Annotated in this window: 20 protein-coding genes; 3 read left to right on the forward strand and 17 right to left on the reverse strand. The window is 66.0% G+C overall.

Features of this window, described 5'->3' with window-relative positions; translation table 11 throughout:
- Window positions 1-46: 46 nt before the first annotated feature.
- Together ACQ86L_RS07030 and ACQ86L_RS07035 are read right to left on the reverse strand one after the other, a co-directional pair.
- Window positions 47-730, reverse strand: coding sequence for a response regulator (locus ACQ86L_RS07030; RefSeq protein WP_434318256.1), 684 nt, complete (start codon window positions 728-730; stop codon window positions 47-49).
- Window positions 727-1878 (reverse strand): sensor histidine kinase, encoded by a 1152-nt coding sequence (locus tag ACQ86L_RS07035; RefSeq protein ID WP_434318257.1) that lies wholly within the window; start codon window positions 1876-1878, stop codon window positions 727-729. Before ACQ86L_RS07035 ends, ACQ86L_RS07030 begins: the two co-directional genes overlap by 4 nt.
- 193 nt (window positions 1879-2071) lie before the next feature.
- On the opposite strand from ACQ86L_RS07035, the gene phoU reads away from it, so the two are divergent.
- Both phoU and ACQ86L_RS07045 read left to right on the forward strand, forming a co-directional pair.
- On the forward strand, window positions 2072-2728 hold the full coding sequence (phoU, locus tag ACQ86L_RS07040) for a phosphate signaling complex protein PhoU (protein WP_369962404.1): 657 nt from the start codon (window positions 2072-2074) through the stop codon (window positions 2726-2728).
- A 189-nt stretch (window positions 2729-2917) separates the two neighbouring features.
- Window positions 2918-4762, forward strand: coding sequence for a hypothetical protein (locus ACQ86L_RS07045; RefSeq protein WP_434318258.1), 1845 nt, complete (start codon window positions 2918-2920; stop codon window positions 4760-4762).
- 1034 nt (window positions 4763-5796) lie between these two features.
- On the opposite strand, the gene ACQ86L_RS07050 is transcribed toward ACQ86L_RS07045, so the two are convergent.
- The 15 genes from ACQ86L_RS07050 to ACQ86L_RS07120 all read right to left on the reverse strand — a co-directional run bounded on the left by ACQ86L_RS07050 (window position 5797) and on the right by ACQ86L_RS07120 (window position 17913).
- Window positions 5797-6273: a DUF5085 family protein gene (locus ACQ86L_RS07050; protein WP_434318259.1), complete on the reverse strand. Its 477-nt coding sequence runs from the start codon at window positions 6271-6273 to the stop codon at window positions 5797-5799.
- On the reverse strand, window positions 6273-6716 hold the full coding sequence (locus ACQ86L_RS07055; RefSeq protein ID WP_434318260.1) for a hypothetical protein: 444 nt from the start codon (window positions 6714-6716) through the stop codon (window positions 6273-6275). The genes ACQ86L_RS07050 and ACQ86L_RS07055 overlap by 1 nt, the downstream gene beginning before the upstream one ends.
- Before the next feature lie 35 nt (window positions 6717-6751).
- Window positions 6752-7264, reverse strand: a complete 513-nt coding sequence (locus ACQ86L_RS07060) for a hypothetical protein (protein WP_434318261.1) — start codon at window positions 7262-7264, stop codon at window positions 6752-6754.
- Window positions 7264-7620 carry a hypothetical protein gene (locus ACQ86L_RS07065; RefSeq protein WP_434318262.1) on the reverse strand — a complete coding sequence of 119 codons (357 nt, stop codon included), beginning with the start codon at window positions 7618-7620 and terminating at the stop codon, window positions 7264-7266. Before ACQ86L_RS07065 ends, ACQ86L_RS07060 begins: the two co-directional genes overlap by 1 nt.
- A 4-nt stretch (window positions 7621-7624) precedes the next feature.
- Entirely contained in the window at window positions 7625-8881 is a 1257-nt protein-coding gene (locus ACQ86L_RS07070; protein WP_434318263.1) for a hypothetical protein, read from the reverse strand.
- Window positions 8872-9228, reverse strand: coding sequence for a hypothetical protein (locus ACQ86L_RS07075; RefSeq protein WP_434318264.1), 357 nt, complete (start codon window positions 9226-9228; stop codon window positions 8872-8874). The genes ACQ86L_RS07070 and ACQ86L_RS07075 overlap by 10 nt, the downstream gene beginning before the upstream one ends.
- The gene (locus tag ACQ86L_RS07080; RefSeq protein ID WP_434318265.1) at window positions 9225-9494 is read right to left on the reverse strand and encodes a hypothetical protein; all 270 of its coding nucleotides are present in this window, start codon (window positions 9492-9494) and stop codon (window positions 9225-9227) included. Before ACQ86L_RS07080 ends, ACQ86L_RS07075 begins: the two co-directional genes overlap by 4 nt.
- Window positions 9491-9949: a DUF4176 domain-containing protein gene (locus tag ACQ86L_RS07085; protein WP_434318856.1), complete on the reverse strand. Its 459-nt coding sequence runs from the start codon at window positions 9947-9949 to the stop codon at window positions 9491-9493. Before ACQ86L_RS07085 ends, ACQ86L_RS07080 begins: the two co-directional genes overlap by 4 nt.
- Complete coding sequence (essC, locus tag ACQ86L_RS07090) at window positions 9949-14403, reverse strand: type VII secretion protein EssC (protein ID WP_434318266.1); 4455 nt, start codon at window positions 14401-14403, stop codon at window positions 9949-9951. Before essC ends, ACQ86L_RS07085 begins: the two co-directional genes overlap by 1 nt.
- Window positions 14400-15479 carry a type VII secretion protein EssB gene (gene essB / locus ACQ86L_RS07095; protein WP_434318267.1) on the reverse strand — a complete coding sequence of 360 codons (1080 nt, stop codon included), beginning with the start codon at window positions 15477-15479 and terminating at the stop codon, window positions 14400-14402. Before essB ends, essC begins: the two co-directional genes overlap by 4 nt.
- Window positions 15480-15546: 67 nt before the next feature.
- Window positions 15547-15780 carry an EsaB/YukD family protein gene (locus ACQ86L_RS07100; RefSeq protein WP_434318268.1) on the reverse strand — a complete coding sequence of 78 codons (234 nt, stop codon included), beginning with the start codon at window positions 15778-15780 and terminating at the stop codon, window positions 15547-15549.
- Window positions 15777-16295: a hypothetical protein gene (locus tag ACQ86L_RS07105; protein ID WP_434318269.1), complete on the reverse strand. Its 519-nt coding sequence runs from the start codon at window positions 16293-16295 to the stop codon at window positions 15777-15779. Before ACQ86L_RS07105 ends, ACQ86L_RS07100 begins: the two co-directional genes overlap by 4 nt.
- Window positions 16261-16551 (reverse strand): WXG100 family type VII secretion target, encoded by a 291-nt coding sequence (locus ACQ86L_RS07110; RefSeq protein WP_179605143.1) that lies wholly within the window; start codon window positions 16549-16551, stop codon window positions 16261-16263. The genes ACQ86L_RS07105 and ACQ86L_RS07110 overlap by 35 nt, the downstream gene beginning before the upstream one ends.
- Window positions 16552-16687: 136 nt before the next feature.
- On the reverse strand, window positions 16688-17125 hold the full coding sequence (locus tag ACQ86L_RS07115; RefSeq protein ID WP_434318857.1) for a 2'-5' RNA ligase family protein: 438 nt from the start codon (window positions 17123-17125) through the stop codon (window positions 16688-16690).
- 38 nt (window positions 17126-17163) lie between these two features.
- A complete protein-coding gene (locus tag ACQ86L_RS07120; RefSeq protein WP_434318270.1) occupies window positions 17164-17913 on the reverse strand; it encodes a phosphoglyceromutase in 750 nt (249 codons plus the stop codon).
- 17 nt (window positions 17914-17930) lie between these two features.
- Between ACQ86L_RS07120 and ACQ86L_RS07125 the strand changes: the two genes are divergently transcribed.
- Window positions 17931-18764, forward strand: a complete 834-nt coding sequence (locus ACQ86L_RS07125) for a class I SAM-dependent methyltransferase (RefSeq protein WP_434318271.1) — start codon at window positions 17931-17933, stop codon at window positions 18762-18764.
- The last annotated feature ends 73 nt before the right edge of the window (window positions 18765-18837 follow it).

An 18837-nucleotide genomic window follows, 5' to 3' on the forward strand; every position in this document is an offset into this window, starting at 1 on the left:
CCCTCGCGATTCGCGAGGGCGGCTTCGTCGTTCGCAGGGACGGCCGTCAGGCGTTGAAGCGGTAGCCGAGCCCGCGCACCGTCACCAGCATCTGCGGGTCCGACGGGCTCTCCTCGATGCGCGAGCGGATGCGCTTGATGTGCACGTCCAGCGTCTTGGTGTCGCCGAAGTAGTCGCTCCCCCACACCCGGTCGATGAGCTGACCGCGGGTGAGCACGCGTCCGGCGTTGCGGAGCAGCAGCTCCAGCAGCTCGAATTCCTTCAGCGGCATGGAGATCTCGTCGCCCTTGACCGCGACCGTGTGCCGGTCCACGTCCATGCGGACCGTGCCGGCCTCCAGGATGCCGTCGTCCTCCAGCTCGGCCTCGTCCACCCGCCGGCGCAGCACCGCGCGGATTCGGGCCAGCAGCTCGCGCGAGGAGTACGGCTTGGTCACGTAGTCGTCCGCGCCCAGCTCCAGGCCGACCACGATGTCCACCTCGGAGTCCTTGGCGGTCAGCATGATGATCGGGACGGTGGAGCGCGTGCGGATCTCGCGGCACACCTCGGTGCCGGGGATGCCGGGGAGCATGAGGTCGAGCAGCACCAGATCGGCGCCGCCGCGGTCGAACTCCGCGAGGGCCGTCGGGCCGTCTTCGGCGACGGTCACCTCGTAGCCCTCACGCTTGAGCAGGTACGCGAGCGGCTCACTGAGCGCGGCCTCATCCTCGACGAGCAGGATCGCTGTCACAGGTTCTCTCCAATCGGGGGACGGACGGCGGCGGCCTCGGGCAGCCGGATGGTGAAGGTGGAGCCTCGGCCGGGCTGCGACCAGACCCGGACCTCTCCGCCATGGTTCTGCACGGCGTGCTTGACGATCGAGAGGCCGAGCCCGGTGCCCCCGGTGTTGCGGGAGCGGGCCTGGTCCACCCGGAAGAAGCGCTCGAACACGCGGTCGAGGTCCTCCTCGGGGATGCCCTCGCCCTGGTCGGTGACGGCGATCTCGACCACGCCGTCGACCGTGCGCACGCCGATCCCGATGCGGGAGTCCTCCGGCGAGTACTGGATCGCGTTCGAGATGAGGTTGTGGACCGCCGTGACGAGCAGGGCCTCGTTGCCGAGCACGGTCGCGTCCTTCTCGCCGCGCATCGCGATCTCGATCTGGCGCGACTCCGCCGCGACCTTGTTCTGGTCGATCGCGGCGCGGACGACCTTCTTGGCCGAGAGCCGCTCCGCGTCGCCGAGCGCGTCGGCGGCCTGCAGGCGGCTCAGTTCGATGATGTCCTGGGTGATGCGGGCGAGCCGGGAGGCCTCCTCGCTCAGCCGCAGCGCGAACCGGCGCACCTGCTCCGGGTCGTCGGAGGCGTCGTCCAGCGCCTCGGCCAGGAGGCCGACGGCGCCGATCGGCGTCTTCAGCTCGTGGCTGATGTTCGCCACGAAGTCGCGGCGCACGGACTCGAGCCGGAACGACTCCGTGCGGTCCTCGGCCAGCAGCAGGATGTACCGCGAGCCCAGCCGAGCCACCCGCACGCTCAGGTGGATGTTGGCGTCGCCGAACGGCCCGCGCGCCAGCTCGCACTCCTCCGTGACCGGCTCGCCCGTGCGGCGCACGCGGTCGACCAGTGCCACGAGGTGCGGGTGGACGAGCGCGCCGTTCCAGACCAGGCCGATCGCATGCGCGCCGGGGGATGCCTTGATGACGTTGTTCGACGGGTCGATGACGACGCCTGCGGACTCCATCGCGTCGAGCACCTGGTCGACGCCGTCCGGGACCGCCGGGTTGGACACTGCGGCCGCGTGGTCCCCGCGCCGTGCCGCGATGTGGAGGATCCAGACGAATCCCGCGCCGACGACCAGCCCCAGCCCGAGCGAGAGCAGCACCAACCAGGCGGAGTCCATACCCAAAGCGTAGGTGATCCGCGAGGACGCGCCGCGACCGATGAGGCTCTGCGCCGCGTGTTTTCGCGGGTACGTTAGACAGTGTTCAGCCCTACGGCACCGTCCGTTAACCTCCCGAAGCGACCATGCTGAACGGGGTCAGTCGACCCCTGTATCCCGCGTGCCCGCGCACGCCCAGGAAGGATCTCATCCCATGCGCGAAGTTTTCCAGCAGGAGCTGGCCGACGTCCAGGACCGGTTGGTCGAGATCGCCGAGCTTGTCGTCCGCTCGATCCGCAGCGCCACGGAGGCGTTCAACGAGTCGGACGTGTCCCTCGCCGAAGAGGTGATCGCCAACGACCACCGCATCGATGAGCTGACGGTGCTGCTCGACGAGCTCTCGATCCAGATCCTCGCCCGCCAGCAGCCGGTCGCCCGTGACCTCCGCATCGTCGTGAGCGCGCTGCGCATCAGCGCCTCCCTGGAGCGGATGGGCGACATGGCCGAGCACATCGCCCAGCTCGCCCGCTACCGCTTCCCCGACAAGGTGGTGCCCAAGAGCCTCCGCGGGACCTTCGCCGAGATGGGCCGCCTCGACGTGCAGATCGCCGAGAAGCTCGCCGAGCTGCTGCGAACGCAGGACATGCGGATCGCCGACGAGATCCGCAACGACGACGACGACATCGACGAGCTGCACGCCAGCGTGTTCGACAAGGTGCTCGGCGAGACCTGGAAGGGCCAGGCCGTGGACACCGTCGATGCCACCCTCGCGAGCCGCTACCACGAGCGCTTCGCCGACCACGCCGTCTCCATCGCCAAGAAGGTCCAGTACCTCGCCACCGGCGACTGGGCTCCCGAGCTGGCGGGCTGAGCCTCGACGCACACCGCCGAGTACGCGAACCGCTCGCGTACTCGGCGGTTTTGTTTTCCCTCCATGGGCTTGGATATCCGGGCTTAGATTTCATACGCATTATGATGGACGGAGCGAACAGCGATCTCGTGGGGAGAGGTGCACATGGCAGGCCGGCCGGCAGGAAAGCGTGGATCGAAGCTGGCGCGGTTGCTGTCCGTGCCCCTGCTGCTGGCGGCGCTGGTCGCCGGCTTCCTGATCCTGAACGACGACGCGGCCCATCGAGTCGGTGACTTCCGGCCGACGGTGGGGCTGGTGAACGAGGACCTCGCCGCCGAGTTCAACAACGAGGAGTACGCGTTCGGCACGTCTTTCATGGACCGGATCTCCAAGGACTCCGAATACAACTGGACGGTGGTCTCGCGGCCCGTCGCGGAGAAGGCGTACCGGGACGGCTCGGTCGACGCCGTCCTCTACATCCCGCAGTCGTTCACGCACGACATCCTGACGCTCCAGGAGACCAGCCCGACCCAGGCGACGGTCGAGTTCCGGCTTCGGCACCAGCCGGACGACAGCGCCGATCGCCTGCTGGAGAGCAGGATCCGCGGCATCGTGCACGACTTCAACCGGAGCGTGGTCACCATGTACTACGCCTCGCTCGCCGACAACATCGCCGAGGCGGACGGGCACATGAGCGCCGCCGTCGGCATCCAGAAGGCCCTCATCGCGGCACTCGCGTCGGACGTGCACGAACCGTTCGCGACGACGATGCCGACCTTCGACAGCCTCATCTCGAGCGCCACCGGCCTGAAGGCCGTCAACGCGGCAGCCCTCGAAGCGCAGAGCTCCTTCGCGAAGGCGGTCGCGGACCTGCTCACCGGCAACGCCGACGCTCTCTCCGGCCAGCTGCCCGGGATCGAGGAGCACGCCGAGCGCCAACGAGAGATCGCACAGCTCAACGCCGAGAACAGCAACCGGGGCATCGCCGATCAGGCCGAGTCCGACCGCGACGTCTACGGAGCCCAGTTCGACCTGTTCAGGACCGGCACCCTGTGCACGCTGAGCGGTCTGGACGCGCTCGACGCCCCGGCGCCGTGCGCTGACCCGGACGGCGTCGTCCCGCCGCATCTGCAGAGCAGGGTCGCCGAGCTCCGGCAGGCGATCACGCAGCACTCCGAGGACCTCGCCCTCTCCCTCAAAGCCGTGACCGACGACCTCGACCGGAGAATCGGCAACCTGCGAGCCGTCGAACTGCTGTTGAACCCTCCGGCCGAGCCGACCGATCCCGATGACCCTCCCCTGCCGGCTCCCCCGACCCCGCCTGCCGCGCCCGTCGACCTCGCGATCCTCACGATCCTGCACGACGAGATCGACGCGCTGGAGGCGACCAGAGCCTCCCTCGACCCCGGCGGCGAGCCTTCTCCACTGTTCGAGCCGGAGTTGACGAACCTGGACGCCTGGTACGCCGCCGCCCTCGACTTCGTGAAGGGCGCCGCCCTCGCGCCGAACACGGTCAACAGCCTCGACGTCCAGGACTGGACCACCTACACCCCAGACGGCGGCGGGGTCTACGTCGACAACAGCCAACAACTCCACAACCAGCTCAGCACGTTCATCACCCAGTCGGCGGAGACCAGCAGCCGCCTCACCATCAACTCCACGACGACGCCCGACAACTCCAGCCTGTTCGACACGCTCCTGCAGAACTCGACCACCACGTCGTCCGGCGCCGAGAGGGCGCTCCACGGAGTCGACAAGCTGCTGTCCAGAGGGAACACCGGCCTCGCAGAGAACCAGGCGTACTACGCCAACTTCGCGACCGTCCTCGCCAACACGAGAACACCGGGCGTCGACACCGGCAACATCTACGCCTTCTTCTCCGCCCCGATCGACGCGAAGAACGTGACACCCGAGCGCCCGTCCGTGGCGTCAGTGGCCGCCGACGCGGCGGGCACGCTGGACCCGAAATGGCTGATCGTCTTCGCGGGCGGCTTGCTCGTGGGAGGGTCCCTGATGGCGGTCGGCGGCGATATCCGCAAGCGGAAGAGGGCGTGAACTCGTCACGCTCGCTCGCCGGGTTTCGGAAGAACTTCGCGCGAAAGATGATCCGAGCCGACTACCGGCTGAACGACCCGCTTTTCGGAGCTGTTCATCGAACTCGCGGGAACGGGCCAAACGCAAGGCATTACCTCAAGCTCGGCGAAGTCGGGCGCAGTCGACTCGTCAGCAACAGGGCGTTCTGGGTTCTCGTCAACGCCTATGGGATCTTCCTCGTCGGCAGCGGATGATCCGGTGGTACCCGGAGGAATACCTCACGAGCGACAAGCTCGGCCGAGCCATCATGATCGTGTCGACGCTGTTGCCGATATCGTTAGGGCTTCTCCTTCTCTACTACGTGCGCCCGTCAAACCTCGTCGGCGAATTCTCTGCTGGGTTACCACTTCGTCGCCATCACCCTCTGCCTGTCGTGGCGGATACTCCTTGACTCGCAGTCCTTTCTGCGGTGGACGTTCCGCAACTGGAATACGCCCGCCGAGAACTCACCATGAGCATCTCTCACGCTGGATGGCCCCCGGTGGCGTGACCGGGGATCAGCGATTCCACGAGGCACCACAGGGCTAGAGCCGCCAACCCGAAAGCCACATACTGCATCGGTATCCCGAAGAGGGTGTGTCGGTTTCGGGCCGTTCTGGTCACCTCGGCTTCTTCGGCCGCGAACAGGTCCTCCGACATGCGTTGCGCTTCTTCGAGCGATGCCGGCTGGGGTTGGCCGGGTCCGAGCGAGAATCTTCCGCTCACCACCAGCTCATCCAGCTGCGCACGACGGCCCTGCGCCCAGGCGCCGACCCTACGCTGAGGGCGATTCGGTTCAACGCCACGCCCGTAAACCAGGTGGCCACCGCCGCGAGAAGCAGGACGCAACATGCCACAATCGCGAAGGACGATTGCGGAAGACCCAGGGACTCAAGCCATACCGCGACAACCACGGCGGCTACGGCATAGAGAACCGGAAGGATTCCCCACCCTTGCCAGATCAACATGTGACCTTCTTTCGTCTGTTGCGATTCAGTCGGCAGCGGGCGCCAGGGTCACGAGTCGATCCCCTCCGCCGGATCGACGTAGCCCAGATACACGGACGCATATTTCGACCCGTCACTCGGGAAGACGTGGAAGAACGGCGCGTTGATGACAAAGCCCCGGCTGTCGAGCCCAGCGAGGAGCTGCGCGTACACCAACTCGGTCTGGTTCTCGACGTCGCCTGTGACGACTCCACGCGCCAGGGGGCCGATCTCGACGTAGGAATGGAACAGCATTCCTTCTTCCGGCGTCAGGATGCGCTCCTGGATCGGGAGGAAGATCTCGATGTCCGTGATCTCATCCATTGGCACATTGTTCAAGCTGTAGAAGTAAGGCCCCTTCGGGGTGCCACCGACCCGGACGACGTCTGAGACGAACGATTCCAGATTCTCGCCGAGCCTGCTGTTGTGGAACTTCGCGCGGCGGCTGACCACGTTCTGATACGCCAGCTTCTCCTCGAACGTGATGCCCTGGAGAGAAGGGTCCATCAGCGAGCCTCCGCATCGACGTAGAGGTCCAGCATGACCTCGCCATAGAACTTGAGCACCACATGGTGGATGTTCCTGATCTCCAGCCCAGCTTCGGCGACCGCCAGCTCGATGTCCTCATACGGCACCGGCTCATCGAGGTCATGGTGTCGGTAGAAGAACTCCGTATCCAGTTCGAGATGCTCCACGAAGCCGAAACTCTCGGTCCTGTCGTCCACGATGTTGATCCGATTACCGAGAGTCGTCATGATCGTGAACTCTTTGCGGCCAGGAACGCTGGAGAAGACGATCGGGCCACTGGTGTAGTAGCCGTTGTGCATCAAGACCTGCTTGAAGTAGTCAGCGACAGGGTCGATGACCTCGAAGAGTTCGTCTCCCGGTCGAAGGTCTGCGGTGTGGCTCACAACGTTGTGCAGGCTCAACACCCGACGTTTGAACTTCATGAACTGGTCCTTCCATTCTTGACCTGCATAGCGAGTCAGCCCTCCAGGATCTTGGCCAGGGTGCCGAACGCTACGCACACCGCTATGAAGATGCCGACCCACAGCGCGATCTTTTTGAAGACAGCTCGCGCCTGACCCTTCTTGCGGCGACGCTTGGCCGGTCGTTCATCCCAATACCGCTTGTCCCGCGACTTCAAATGCGCGAGATAGGTGAACTCGACCGGGAGGCTCGGCGTCACGGTCGCGAACAAAAGGAAGAGGATCACGCCCAAGGTGATCTCCACGTACTGACCCTGCGTAAGCACGTTCGGGATGACCGTCGCCGCTCCGAAGATGATCCACATGCTCTTCGAGCTATACACACTCGAGGCGGCTATGAGGTTGCCCCAAGTGCGCTCGTCCGAATGACCATCGCGCAGACGGTTTCGCAACAGGAGGACATGCACGACCGTCGCCCCGCACAGATACAGCATGCCGATCGCGCCGACGAAGGGGAACAGTGCGACGTCGAACATCGTGAATCCCGCATGGTCGACGCGGGCGATCATTAGCGCCCCCCAAGGCACAGCATGTACACCATGACGGCCGCGGATACTGCCATGACGCGGGAGAAGAACACCTGAAACCGGTAGATCAACGCCCGGAAGAACGACGACAGCAACACCAGAACACTGAAGCCCAGAGCAACGAGATTCACGCAGAACAGCACCACGAACGCTCGGTGACCGCCAGGAAGAAAGGCAGTTGCGCCCGCGGTGACCGTCAAGAAGCTCAGAAAGAGCGCATTGACGAACGCCATCACGGGCAGGTAGGCGAATGACGCCCTGCTGTTGGCGAGGGTAACGAAGTAAATCTCGTTTGCCTCAAGGCGCGCACGTTCGGCCTTAGTCAGTTTCTTACCCATCACATCACCAGAACTTCGCCACGATGGTGTTCCACAGATCCTCAGCGCCATTGGCGAGGTTCCTGGCACCTTCTTTGGCCCACTCAACTGCCGTCTTGTCGCCGAACTTCACCTCGCTGAGGACCACGTTGAAGAAGATCCCCGCGCCGGCGCCGATGACGGTTCCCAAGGGCGGCAGGAGGAACGACCCGACCGCGGCACCCGCGCCAGCGGCCGCTGCAGCACTACCGAGGTCGACGGCAGTGTCGGTCGTGAAGTCACGCCAATCGCGTGCGCTGACGTCGCCAGTCAGGTATCGTTCCGCGTTGCTCCCGACCGTCAGGACCGTTCCCGCGGCCCCCAGACCCATACCGACCCTGCTGAGTTTCGAAGCGTCCTTCCACCCCGTGAAGTCTCCCGTCAGATCAGTGACAAAGCCACGCCCGCCGGCTTTGATCGGCCTCTGGTAGTGGTCGATCCTGGTCTTGGTGGCCGCGTTGAAGTCTTTGCCTCTGCCGTACAGGTGCGTGCTCGCCGGCTTGTAGAGATACCTGCCGCCATACTTCAACCGACCCTCGGCGTCTCTCCTGATCTTGTTGCCGGCCAGATGGTCGAGGATCACGCTCCGCGTCACCGCGGCACCGATGCCATTCCCGACAGATCCCAGGACCAAGGAGCCCTTCAGGCTCTCAAGAAGAGAAACAGTCTCGCCCGTCGCCGCGGCGAGGTTGGTGAGCCCATCCACGAACAGCTCAGCCGTGCGCGCAGCGAACTCCTGGAGCGCCCGCAGCCTATCCTCCAGGTCCTTGACGTCGGTCACCAGCTGCGCCAGCACCAACTCCAACTGCGTATTCGCCGCCTCCAAAGCCAGACCCACCGCCGGCAGCGTCGCCGACGCGGCAGCCGCGGTGCGGTTGGCCTCGATCTGACGTTCCGTCGCGTCCCGTTGGGCCCTCGTCGCCGCGAGCTGGACATTCAGCTCGTCCTCTTTCAGCACGCCGAAGCGGGCAACCAGCTCGTCCGCCCGGGTGTACTTCTCCAGATCCGCGTGGATCGAGGCGATCGCGTCCTTCGCATCCTTGATGGAGGGCCGGACGATCTGAGCGAAGAGCGTGTCGACGGCGGAGTATCCCTTGCCCGAAAGCTCACCACTCCCCAGAGCGTCGCCGAGCTTCACACACGCGCTATCCGTCGCATCCAGCACAGCGGTCGCAGCGGTCAGGTTCGCCGAAAGCGCGCCCGTCAACGCGCTCGAGTCACCCGAATCGTAGGTCAATCCCATGACGCGCCAGCCTTCTCCTGCCGCAGCCGCTCCACCTCGGCCTCGGACTTCCAGCGGATGTCCCTCGCTGCCTCGTCCAGGAGCTCGACGTGATCGCGCGCCAGTCGGCTGACGTAGGCGTCGAGCTCACTTCTCGCAGCCAGCCCCTTCTGCACGAAGTAGTTCTTCGCGCCGAGACCGATGCCTGCTTCTTCGAACCGTTGGGTATTCGTTCGCATCACTTGGTGATACGTCTCCCACTGCTCACTGAGCACGCGGATCGTCGCCAGGTCTTCCGCCGCCTGACTCTCGCGGTCCCTGATCTGGCGATCCAGCGCCACACGCCGTTCCACGGCGGAATCGTTCATCGTTTCCCGCCCACACTCGCCGCGTCGCGCTTGTCGCGTTCTTCGATCTCCGTTGCGAGAGCGGTGACGCCGTCGGCCTGACCCTTCACACCGGAGACCATCTCGGAAACGACGCTCAGAACGTTGTCGGCGACCTTCACACCGTTCGTCATGCCCGGGACATTGCTTGTCCCGAGGCTCACGCGTTGCCCTGTGCTGTCGACCTCGATCGCGGCGAAGCCCGACACCGCGGCATGGGCCGCACCAGTATTTGATGAAATCTTCATTTCTCACCCTTTCGGGAGTCGGCGTCGATCACGCGACGGAGATCGGAGAACGGGTCGACACCGGGCGGTGACGCTCCGTGAACGTCTGAGTCAGGTGCTTGCGCCTCAGGGATCTCCGTGAGCGCATCCGTGAACTGTTGCGCTGGGCTGGTCGCCCGGCGGCCGTTCTCCATCTGGTCCAGAAGGTCCGCGAGAAAGGCCTCGTCGGCGTCGTCGGAATAGCCTTCGAAGATGACCGCCTGAATCTCACGCGCCAGGAGGGGAAAGGTCTCCTGATCGGGCGCTTCGCCGAACGGATGCGGGGCGACCAAGTAACGGGGCTCGACCTCGGGCCGTTCGTTGTCGGCGCGATACGCCCCGCGCGCGAGGATCACGAACAGACCAGACGCGCGTTCGTTCTCGATCCGAACGATGGACCCCAGGCCCAAGAGTTCGCCCTGAAGCTCCAACGACATCATCCTTCGCTTTCGTTCGGGGTCGGCACGACGATGTGGTCGAGTTCTCCGTCGGTGAGGGAGTGCAGGACGTTCTTGGCGTGCGCCTCTTTCCTCACTGCGACCGGCAGATTGTCGATGAAGCGCTGCGTGCCCAGGTCACCGCCGAAAAGGATCCGATCCACGTTCTCTTTCAACGGGCCGACCAACCCGAAGCCACTGTTCACCTTCGACAGGTGATCGAGAACGATGATCTGGACGAGCCCGTTGCTCAGGCCGAGGAGCTCTGCGATCTGTTCCGTCGTCAGCGTGAGTCTCTCGAACACATCTGTCATGCCGTTGATGACCACGCACCGCTGCCTGCGTGTGCCGTGCTCGATGAGCTCCAGAAGCGCGGGTTTCAGCGCGTCGGCGTGGGCCTTGACCGCCTTCTTGCCGACGTACAGCGACGTTTCTGCCGGGACGTGCGCGTGGAGGGCGTCGTGGGCGTCGATCACCACCAGGTTCTCGGCATCGACGGCATCGACGATCTGGGCGATCAGGAACGGATACAGCAATGCCGCCTGCTTCCCCGAATCCGGGAAGATCGCCAACGAACCGCCGGCGAAGAGTTCACAGGTCTCGGGCTCGGAATCGGTCTTGTTCAGCCCCAGGAACAGCGTGTGCGCCGGCGCTTCGTGCGTTGCGAAACGCGTGAAGACTTCCGGTGTGAGCTCCTGGGGAACCATCGGAATCGGCGCCGGCCGCGCGCCATCCCAGGCTTCGTCCAGTTCAGTCACCTGGGCTTCGAGCGCCGAAAGGGTCTCGGAGCCGTTCTCGCCCGCGGCGGGCAGATAGAACTGGATTGCCGTCGGCACTCCGGCGAGGAGCTGACCGCGGCCCGGGAGGTTGGTCTGCAGCAGCCGCTCTCGGCCCATCAGCTGGGCGACGTCAGTCTCGTCGTTCAGGTAGAGGCACAGTTTCGTCGAGACGTTGCTGAGCATGTTCATGCGCACACCGCCCACCCGGCTCGCACTCATCACGAGATACACACCGAGTGCTGCGCCCTCGCGAAGCACCTGCAAAAGCACGTTGTCGATCGAGTCCTTTCTGGAGTCGTTCGTGGTGAGGTTGTCGTAGCCGTCGAGCACGTTGAGCGTGACCGGAAGCGCCCGCGACGTCTTCGCCCCGTACTGCTCGAGATTCGCGACCCCCGCATCCTTGAACAACTGCTTGCGGGTGGCCATCGCGTCCGAGACCGCGCTGAGCATCTTGCTGAGCTTCTCGCCCTCCTCCGAGGTGACGATGTCCGCGACGTTGGGCAGATCCCGCAGCGGGAGAAGCCCGTTGTTGCCGAAGTCGAACAGGTAGACGTGCATTTGCTCGGGCGTCCGGGTCTTCGCGAGATTCATCACTATCGTCTGCAACACCGTCGACTTCCCGTAACCCGGACTACCGAAGACGACCGTGTGTCCGGCCCGTGCGAGGTCGAAGTCGTAGCTCTCCTGCGCCTGTCGGCTCGGGATGTCGAGCAGACCGAGTGGGACGCCGTCCTGGTCCCCGGTCGGCGCCGGAGCCGGGATCCTGCCGGCGAGGCTCGGCAGCCACGGCTTCTCCGGCCGCGTGAGCGCGTCGTCGCCGTCGAAGATGGTCACGATCGTGTCGATGACCGCGTCGAGCTGGGACGGCAGGTCGCTCGTGTCTTTGCCCTGCTCCACTTCCTCGTCGGGGTCGTAGAAGAGCTCGTACTGGCCGAGGTCGTTGATCTTGTAGATCCGCTCGTCCACCTTCTCGGTGACCTGCGCGTCGGGGTCGTAGGGCACCCCGGCGTAGCCGCTCTGGAAGAGCTCGTACACCTCGTTCTGGCCGACCTTCAGGTATCCGCGACCGGGGTTCGTGATGTGCGCGGCATCCGTGGTCTTCAGCAGCTCGTTCGAGTCCTGCTCGCCGGCCATCTTCAGCGCGATCTTCGAGGTCGAGTTCGCCTCGATCTGGTCGTTCACCACGCCGCTCGGCTTCTGCGTCGCGAGGATCAGGTGCACACCGAGGCTTCGACCGATGCGGGCGACCGAGGTGAGCTCGTCGAGGAACTCGGGCACGTTGGCCTTCAGCTCGGCGAACTCGTCAGACACCAGCACCAGGTGCGGCAGCGGCTTCGTCGGGTACTTCACCTCCGGCTTCGGATCGTGCCGCTGCTTGTACAAGGTCATGTAGGCGTTGATGCTGTTCACGCCGTAGACCGCGAACTCGCGCTGACGCTTGTCGAGCTCCGCCTTGATGCTCGCCAGCGCTCTCGCGGTTCCCGCGCCGTCGAGGTTGGTGATCGCGCCCATGAAGTGCGGCAGCCGGTCGAGCGTGTTGGCGATGCCGCCGCCCTTCCAGTCGATGATGAGCATGCCCACGTCCTCCGGCGAGAAGTTGATCGCCAGACCGATGAGGTAGGTCGTCAGGAACTCCGACTTGCCCGAGCCCGTCGTGCCGCCCACGAGCGCGTGCGGGCCGTGCGCACGCTCGTGCAGATCCCAGTACACGTGATCGGACTTGCCCCGCCACCCGATCAGCGACGAAATGGACTTGTTCGGTTCGGCGCTCGCCCAACGCTCCGCGATCCGGAGGTCGTCGACGGTCTTCACCTCGTACTGTTCCAGCAGGCTCAGGGCCTCCGGCACCGCGTTCTTCTCGACCTCCAGATGGTTCAGATTCGAGAGCTTGCGGAGGGAGTGCTCGAGGTCCTCAGGCAACACGTACGGAGTGAACGGGGTCGCCACATACACACCCTTGTCGGTGACGAGCTCGCCCTTCACCTGGTGCGGCGCCTGGATGAGCGTGGTCACCGTCTCCGGAAGGAGTTTCGCGTCCTCGCTGCACCAGATCACGGTCACGCCGAGCCCGCTCATATCCTCGGCGAGCAGTTCGTTGATGCCGTGGCCGGCCAGGTGGCGGTCGTCGGAGATCGTGAACACGTAGTGCGGCGAGAACTGCGGCTGCTGCGTGCCCGCGTCCTTCACCGCCTGCTTGCGCTTCTGAAGCAGCTGGTAGAAGCCGTTCAGCACGACGTCGCGCAGCTTGTCGGTATGGACCAGACCCCGCATGTTCAGCTCCTGGAGCTTGAAATGCGGCAGCAAGCGCCACGCGCTCCACGTCTGCGTGTATGCCTCGCGCGAGAGCAGGCTGACGAAGTTCACGTCGCGGTACGAGTGGAAGAACGCCGTCTGGAAGAGCAACGATTGCAGGTAGTCGGTGACGTCACCGGGAGGGCCGACGAACCCGAGGGTCTGCCCCGCCAGGCTGATGGGAGTCGGTGCGTCACGCTGGGTGCGGAACCCCGACGCGAGCTCGGCCACCCGCTGGGCCTCGACGCTCGCGTCCTTCTCGCTCACATCGGAGGACACCGTCAACACGGACGGACGATCGGACAACCCCAGTGAGACGCGCAAGAAGTCCTTGTTGAAACGCTGACGCTCGTAGATCCTCTGGTCGTACCGTTCGACCATCACCGCGAGCTCGTGCGGGCTCGGCTGCTGATACCGCAGCACGTCGCGCTCCTCGTCGTACGCCTTGGAGACACCGGCCACGGTCCTCACGAGGTATTGCGTGTAGTCCTCGTCCGCTGTGACAGCGGCCGCTCGGGTCTCCCTCCGCTCCGTGACGTACTGCGACACCGTGAACGAGGCCGTCAGGAGGGTCGCCAGGCCCATGCCGAGCATCATCGCCGGATTCGTCCCGATGACCATCGTCGTCACGCCGGAGGCCGCGATCATGAAGAACGGCGGCACCACCATCCGCAGAAGCCGGTTCTTGGGCTTCGCGCCCGGCTTGTCCGGCCCCTGCAGGGCGAACTCGGCCTCCTCGACCTCCAGGTTCAGCTTCGGAGAGCGCCGATAGTCGGGAAAGTCCGCCGGGAACTCCGGCTCCGGCGGCTGCGCCAACAGCGTCGCGTGGTCGAACTCCACCTCAGAGCCGAACGTGGTGATCTTGAACTGCGTCGGGCGCTTCTCGAGGAGGAATGCCTCCGTCAGCACCACCGTGCCGACGTCGAGGTCCCGGATCTCCCGCCCGGCGACCGCGACGTCGTCGACGTACACGAGCCGCCCTCGTGCTTCGACGATGACCGAGTCCGCCTGCACGATCAGCAGCGGCGAGCCCGCTGCCCGGATGCCGGCATACGGCACATCCCCGATCACGAGGTCGCGGCTCGTATCGGTGACGAAGCACACGGTCCGAGCGTCCGCGGCGGGCACCACGAGGCAGTCGAGCGCGCCGACCGTTCTCCGCCCGGCGCCGATCAGCTCCCCATCGACGTACAGGGACTCGTTGATGACGCTGAACTTGTGGCCGTCATGCTCGACGAACGGGTGCTCCTCCGTGAGCGTCAGCCTGACGGCTCTCTCTCCGTCGACCGCATACACGAGGTAGAGCAGCTGACTCGGGTCGAGTCGGGAGTCGAGCGCTGCACCCTGGAAGCCGGCGAGCGGCTCCGTCGCGAACACGCTCATTCGGCCGCCGCCGGGTCGCTCGTGCCCTCCAGCGTGGCTGTCAGCTCGTCGATGGCCTTCGCGTACTCGTCCAGGAGCTTCTGCTTCTCGCCGCCGGGCATCTGAGAGTTCAGCTTCGTGGACTGGTACAGGTCGGTGTAGGCGAGCAACGTGAGCTGATCGTCCCCGAGGTTCTGCGCGTAGTCGAGGGCCTGCTCGAACTCACCGCGGCCGATGGCGATCCAGTAGTTCAGCGTCACGTCGTCGGACTTCTGGGAGAGGGTGTTCAGGACCGCCTGCTTCTGCGTGGCCGTGAGGTCATCGAGGTTGACGCTCGACACCGCCAGGACGTACTTCGCGGACGCCGGGAGAGAGGTGGCCGCGAAGCCTTCCAGCTCCGTCAGAGCACCGCCGTAGTCGTTCGCGAGGAAGCGCGCCTGAGCGGAGACCACCGCATCCTGCAGGCGGTTGTGGCTCGCGGTCTGCCAGGCGAACACGCCGGCGACCAGCGCGGCGGTGAGGCCGAGCGCGCCGACGAGCCGGTACCCCGAATACCGGCGCTTGGGAACGCTGACTCTGCGAGCGGCGACGTCCGCCTGCTCGGCCGTCAGCTGCGCGTCGATGTACGCGAACAACTCGTCGGCCGTCGCCGCCTGCCGCACCGCGATCGAGAAGGTGTCCTGCAAAGCCGCCGCCCCATCGAGGAGCTGCTCGAAGGGGAGCTTCGGACGGAAGACGTGGAGCACCATCGCCTTCAGCGACGCGAGGAAGCGCGCTTCATCGAACACCGTCGGCACGAGCATGCCCTGGAGGCCGAAGTGCACCACCCGGAGCAGGCCGCCGTTGAGATAGACGTTGTCCGGATGGATCACCGGCACGCGGAAGCCGTCGCGATAGCCGACGCAGGCGACGAGCTTCTGGGCCAGCGACAGCCGGTCGAGCCGGGTCCTCGCCCGACCGACCGCCTCCCCGAAACGGATCTCACCTTCGGCGACCCCGTATTCGACCACGAGGCCGGCATCGGTCTCACGCGCGTCGATGTAGCGGGAGATCACATCGAGACTCGCGCTCTGGTACCCGTTCTTGTCCACGCTCACGCGAAGACTCCCGGGACTCGTCTCGAGTTCGAGAACCGTTCCGTCTAGCTCAATACGCATTACTCAGTCACGTCACAATCTGAAGGCGATCGCCGTTGCCGATCCCGAAGGAGGAAATGAAGTCGTGCCCGCTCACCGCGAGGGCCTTGTCATCGAGCGCGAACGAGAAGTCGTCCGGCAGTGACGTCCCCTTCGCGGCGAACGCGTCGCGGATCAACTGCCGCAGCCGGTCGAACCTGACCGCGGCCGGCACGAGGAGGTCGATCTGCCGCTGCGCATAGACGAGGGTGATCTCGATCACGACGCCGCCCGGCGTCGTCTCGCCCAGAGCCGTCCCAGCACGATTCCCCCCACCAGCACGATCGGCACCACGACGACGGCCAGCACCCCGAGGAGGACGGAGGACTCCTCGCGCTCGTCCGACGATGAGGCGATCACGTCGGACGAGTAGTCCTCGAACAAGGCTGCTCTCACCGACCGATACTGATCACCGGACGGTCGAGCCTCGGCGAAGGTCAGGGCCTCGACGACGCTCAATCGTTCAGCGGACTGCGCTCGTCGCTGCTCTGCCTGCGTAGACAGGCGGTCCGAGAACAGGCTGCTGCGGATCGGGAACTCACCGGAGGAACCGGCGCCCACCGACTCGTTGACGAGAACCGTCGTGTTGAGGCTCAGCTTGCCCGCATCATCCTGGTCGTCGGCGACGGCTGAGACTGCGGGCGCGCTGACGGTCAGGCCGACCGCCAGCGCGCACGCACTCAGACCTGCGCCGATGAGCCGATCAGAAGCCGAAGCTCTGCGCATCCTGCGCGTCACGCTCAGCGATGGTGTCGGCGTACTTGTTCAGCTGTTCGTTGATGTTGACCAGCAGCTCCTCGAACTTCTTCACGCTCTCGTGCAGCTGGTTGTACTGCTCGAGATACGCCTGAAAAGCCTGACCCTTCCACTGCTCGGCAATGGTCGAGTTCATCTGGTTGACCTTCTGGATCGCCTGCTCGATCTCTTCCTTCGAGCGGGTGTAGACCTGAGCCTGCTGCTTCAGTTCTTCCGGCGTAACGCTGATCTGGCCCATGTTGACGTCTCCTGTTTCGACACAAAACGTACTACCGCGATATACGGAGTATTTCGGCTTCGACGCTATAAGCCGCGGTCGATCGTGTCAAATCTCACACGTGAAATGTGGCCCGAATGCCACTTCAGTGCCGGGGTCAGGCGAGTGGGACGCGGGCGGCGACCCGGCGGGAGCCTGGAGTACGGGCGACCAGGGCGAGCTCGGTCAGGGCGGCGTGGTCGCCGGGCGCGAGCGCGGCGGAGCGCTGGTCGCTCGCGTGCGGCCGGTAGCCGCCTCGGACGTGGCGCTGGTCGGCGATGACCGCGCCCGCGGCCTCCAGCGCGTCGACGCAGGCTGTGTGCAGCGCGAGCAGCGCGGGCGACGGGCGGACCAGGGTGACCGGCACCGCGTGGCGGTGTCCGAACGACGCGCGCGCGCCGGCGACGACGGGGATGCGCGGCCCGTGCGGCAGGAGCGCGGCGACGGCGTCCGCCTCCAGCTCGGTCTGGAACGGGGGCACGACGGTGATGTGCAGCGGCCAGTCCCCCGCTGCGAACTCCGCAGGAACGACGACGTCGCCGCCGCGTTCCGGCAGGAACGCGACGACGACGTACGACGGGACGGCCGTGAGGCCTACTTCTTGCCCTGGGCGGCGACGGCCGCGGCTCCGGCGGCGGCGGCCTCCGGGTCGAGGTACACGCCGGGCTCGATGGGCGCGAACGTCTCGTCCAGCTTGTAGACCAGCGGGATGCCGGTCGGGATGTTCAGCTCGGCGATCTCCTCGTCGGAGATGCCGTCGAGGTGCTTGACCAGCGCGCGCAGCGAGTTGCCGTGCGCGGTCACCAGGACGGTCTTGCCCTCGGCGAGGCTGACGGTGATGTCGGACTCCCAGTACGGCAGCATCCGCGCGATGACGTCCTTCAGGCACTCCGTGCGGGGGAGGTCGTCGCCGAGGCCGGCGTAGCGCGGGTCGTTCGCCTGCGACCACTCGCTGTCGTCGTCGAGCGGCGGCGGCGGCACGTCGAAGGAGCGGCGCCAGAGCTGGAACTGCTCCGGACCGTACTTCTCCAGGGTCTCCGCCTTGTCGAGACCCTGCAGCGCGCCGTAGTGACGCTCGTTGAGACGCCAGGAGCGCTCGACCGGGATCCAGAGGCGGTCGGCGACGTCCAGCGCGAGGTTCGCGGTCTGGATCGCGCGGGTCAGCACCGAGGTGTAGAGGATGTCGGGCGTCAGGCCGGACTCGGCCAGGAGCTCGCCGGCGCGGGTGGCCTCGGCGACGCCCTGCTCGCTGAGCCGGACGTCGACCCAGCCGGTGAACAGGTTCTGCTGGTTCCACACGCTGTTGCCGTGACGGAGGAGGATCAAAGTGTAGGGGGTGGGCATGCGATTAATCTTGTCACATGCCCTCCACGTCCTCCCGCGCCGGCTCGGTGGTCGGCACCGTCACCCGCGGGACGACCAACACGAACCGCCTGCGGAGGGTGGATCGCTGGATCGCGGCGCTGCCCGAACTGCGCCGCACGGGCGACCCGATCGTGGTCGACCTCGGCTACGGCGCGAGCGGTGTGACGGCCTTCGAGCTCCAGCACAGGCTGGCGAAGGTGCGTCCCGACGTCGAGGTCCTGGGGCTGGAGATCGACCCCGGTCGGGTCCGGACCGCGCTCGCGCAGCTGGAGGACGTGCGAGCGGGGAGCACCGGATTCGACCCGCGGGCGCGGGTGGGCTTCGCGGTCGGCGGCTTCGAGGTGCCGCTGCCGGGGCGGCACGCGGCGGTCATCCGCGCGTTCAACGTGCTGCGGCAGTACGACGAGTCGGAGGTCGCACCCGCCTGGGAGCGCATGCTCGGCCGCCTGCAACTCGGCGGCGCGCTCGTCGAGGGCACCTGCGACGAGATCGGCCGGATCGCGAGCTGGGTCACGCTCGACAGGACCGGACCGCAGACCTTCACCGTCTCGCTGCGCCTGCGCGGGCTGGATGCGCCGAGCGTCGTGGCCGAGCGGCTGCCCAAGGCGCTCATCCACCGGAACGTCCCCGGCGAGGGCGTTCACGCCTACCTCGCGGACCTCGACCGGCTCTGGCGGGTCCACTCCCCGCTCGCCGCGTACGGACCGAAGCAGCGCTGGATGGCGGTGGCGCAGGGGATGCGCGATGCGGGGTGGCCGGTGGTCGGCGGGCGGTCTCGGTGGCGGCTCGGCGAGCTCACAGTGCGTTGGGAGGCTGTCGCGCCCGTGTAGGCAACGGAGGAGATCCGCCGCGGGCTGCGGTGGATGTCGTCCCTTGGCTGACGTGCTGGGGCCTGGCCGGGCG

The sequence above is a fragment of the Leifsonia sp. P73 genome, from assembly GCF_051059105.1.
Classification (GTDB): domain Bacteria; phylum Actinomycetota; class Actinomycetes; order Actinomycetales; family Microbacteriaceae; genus Leifsonia.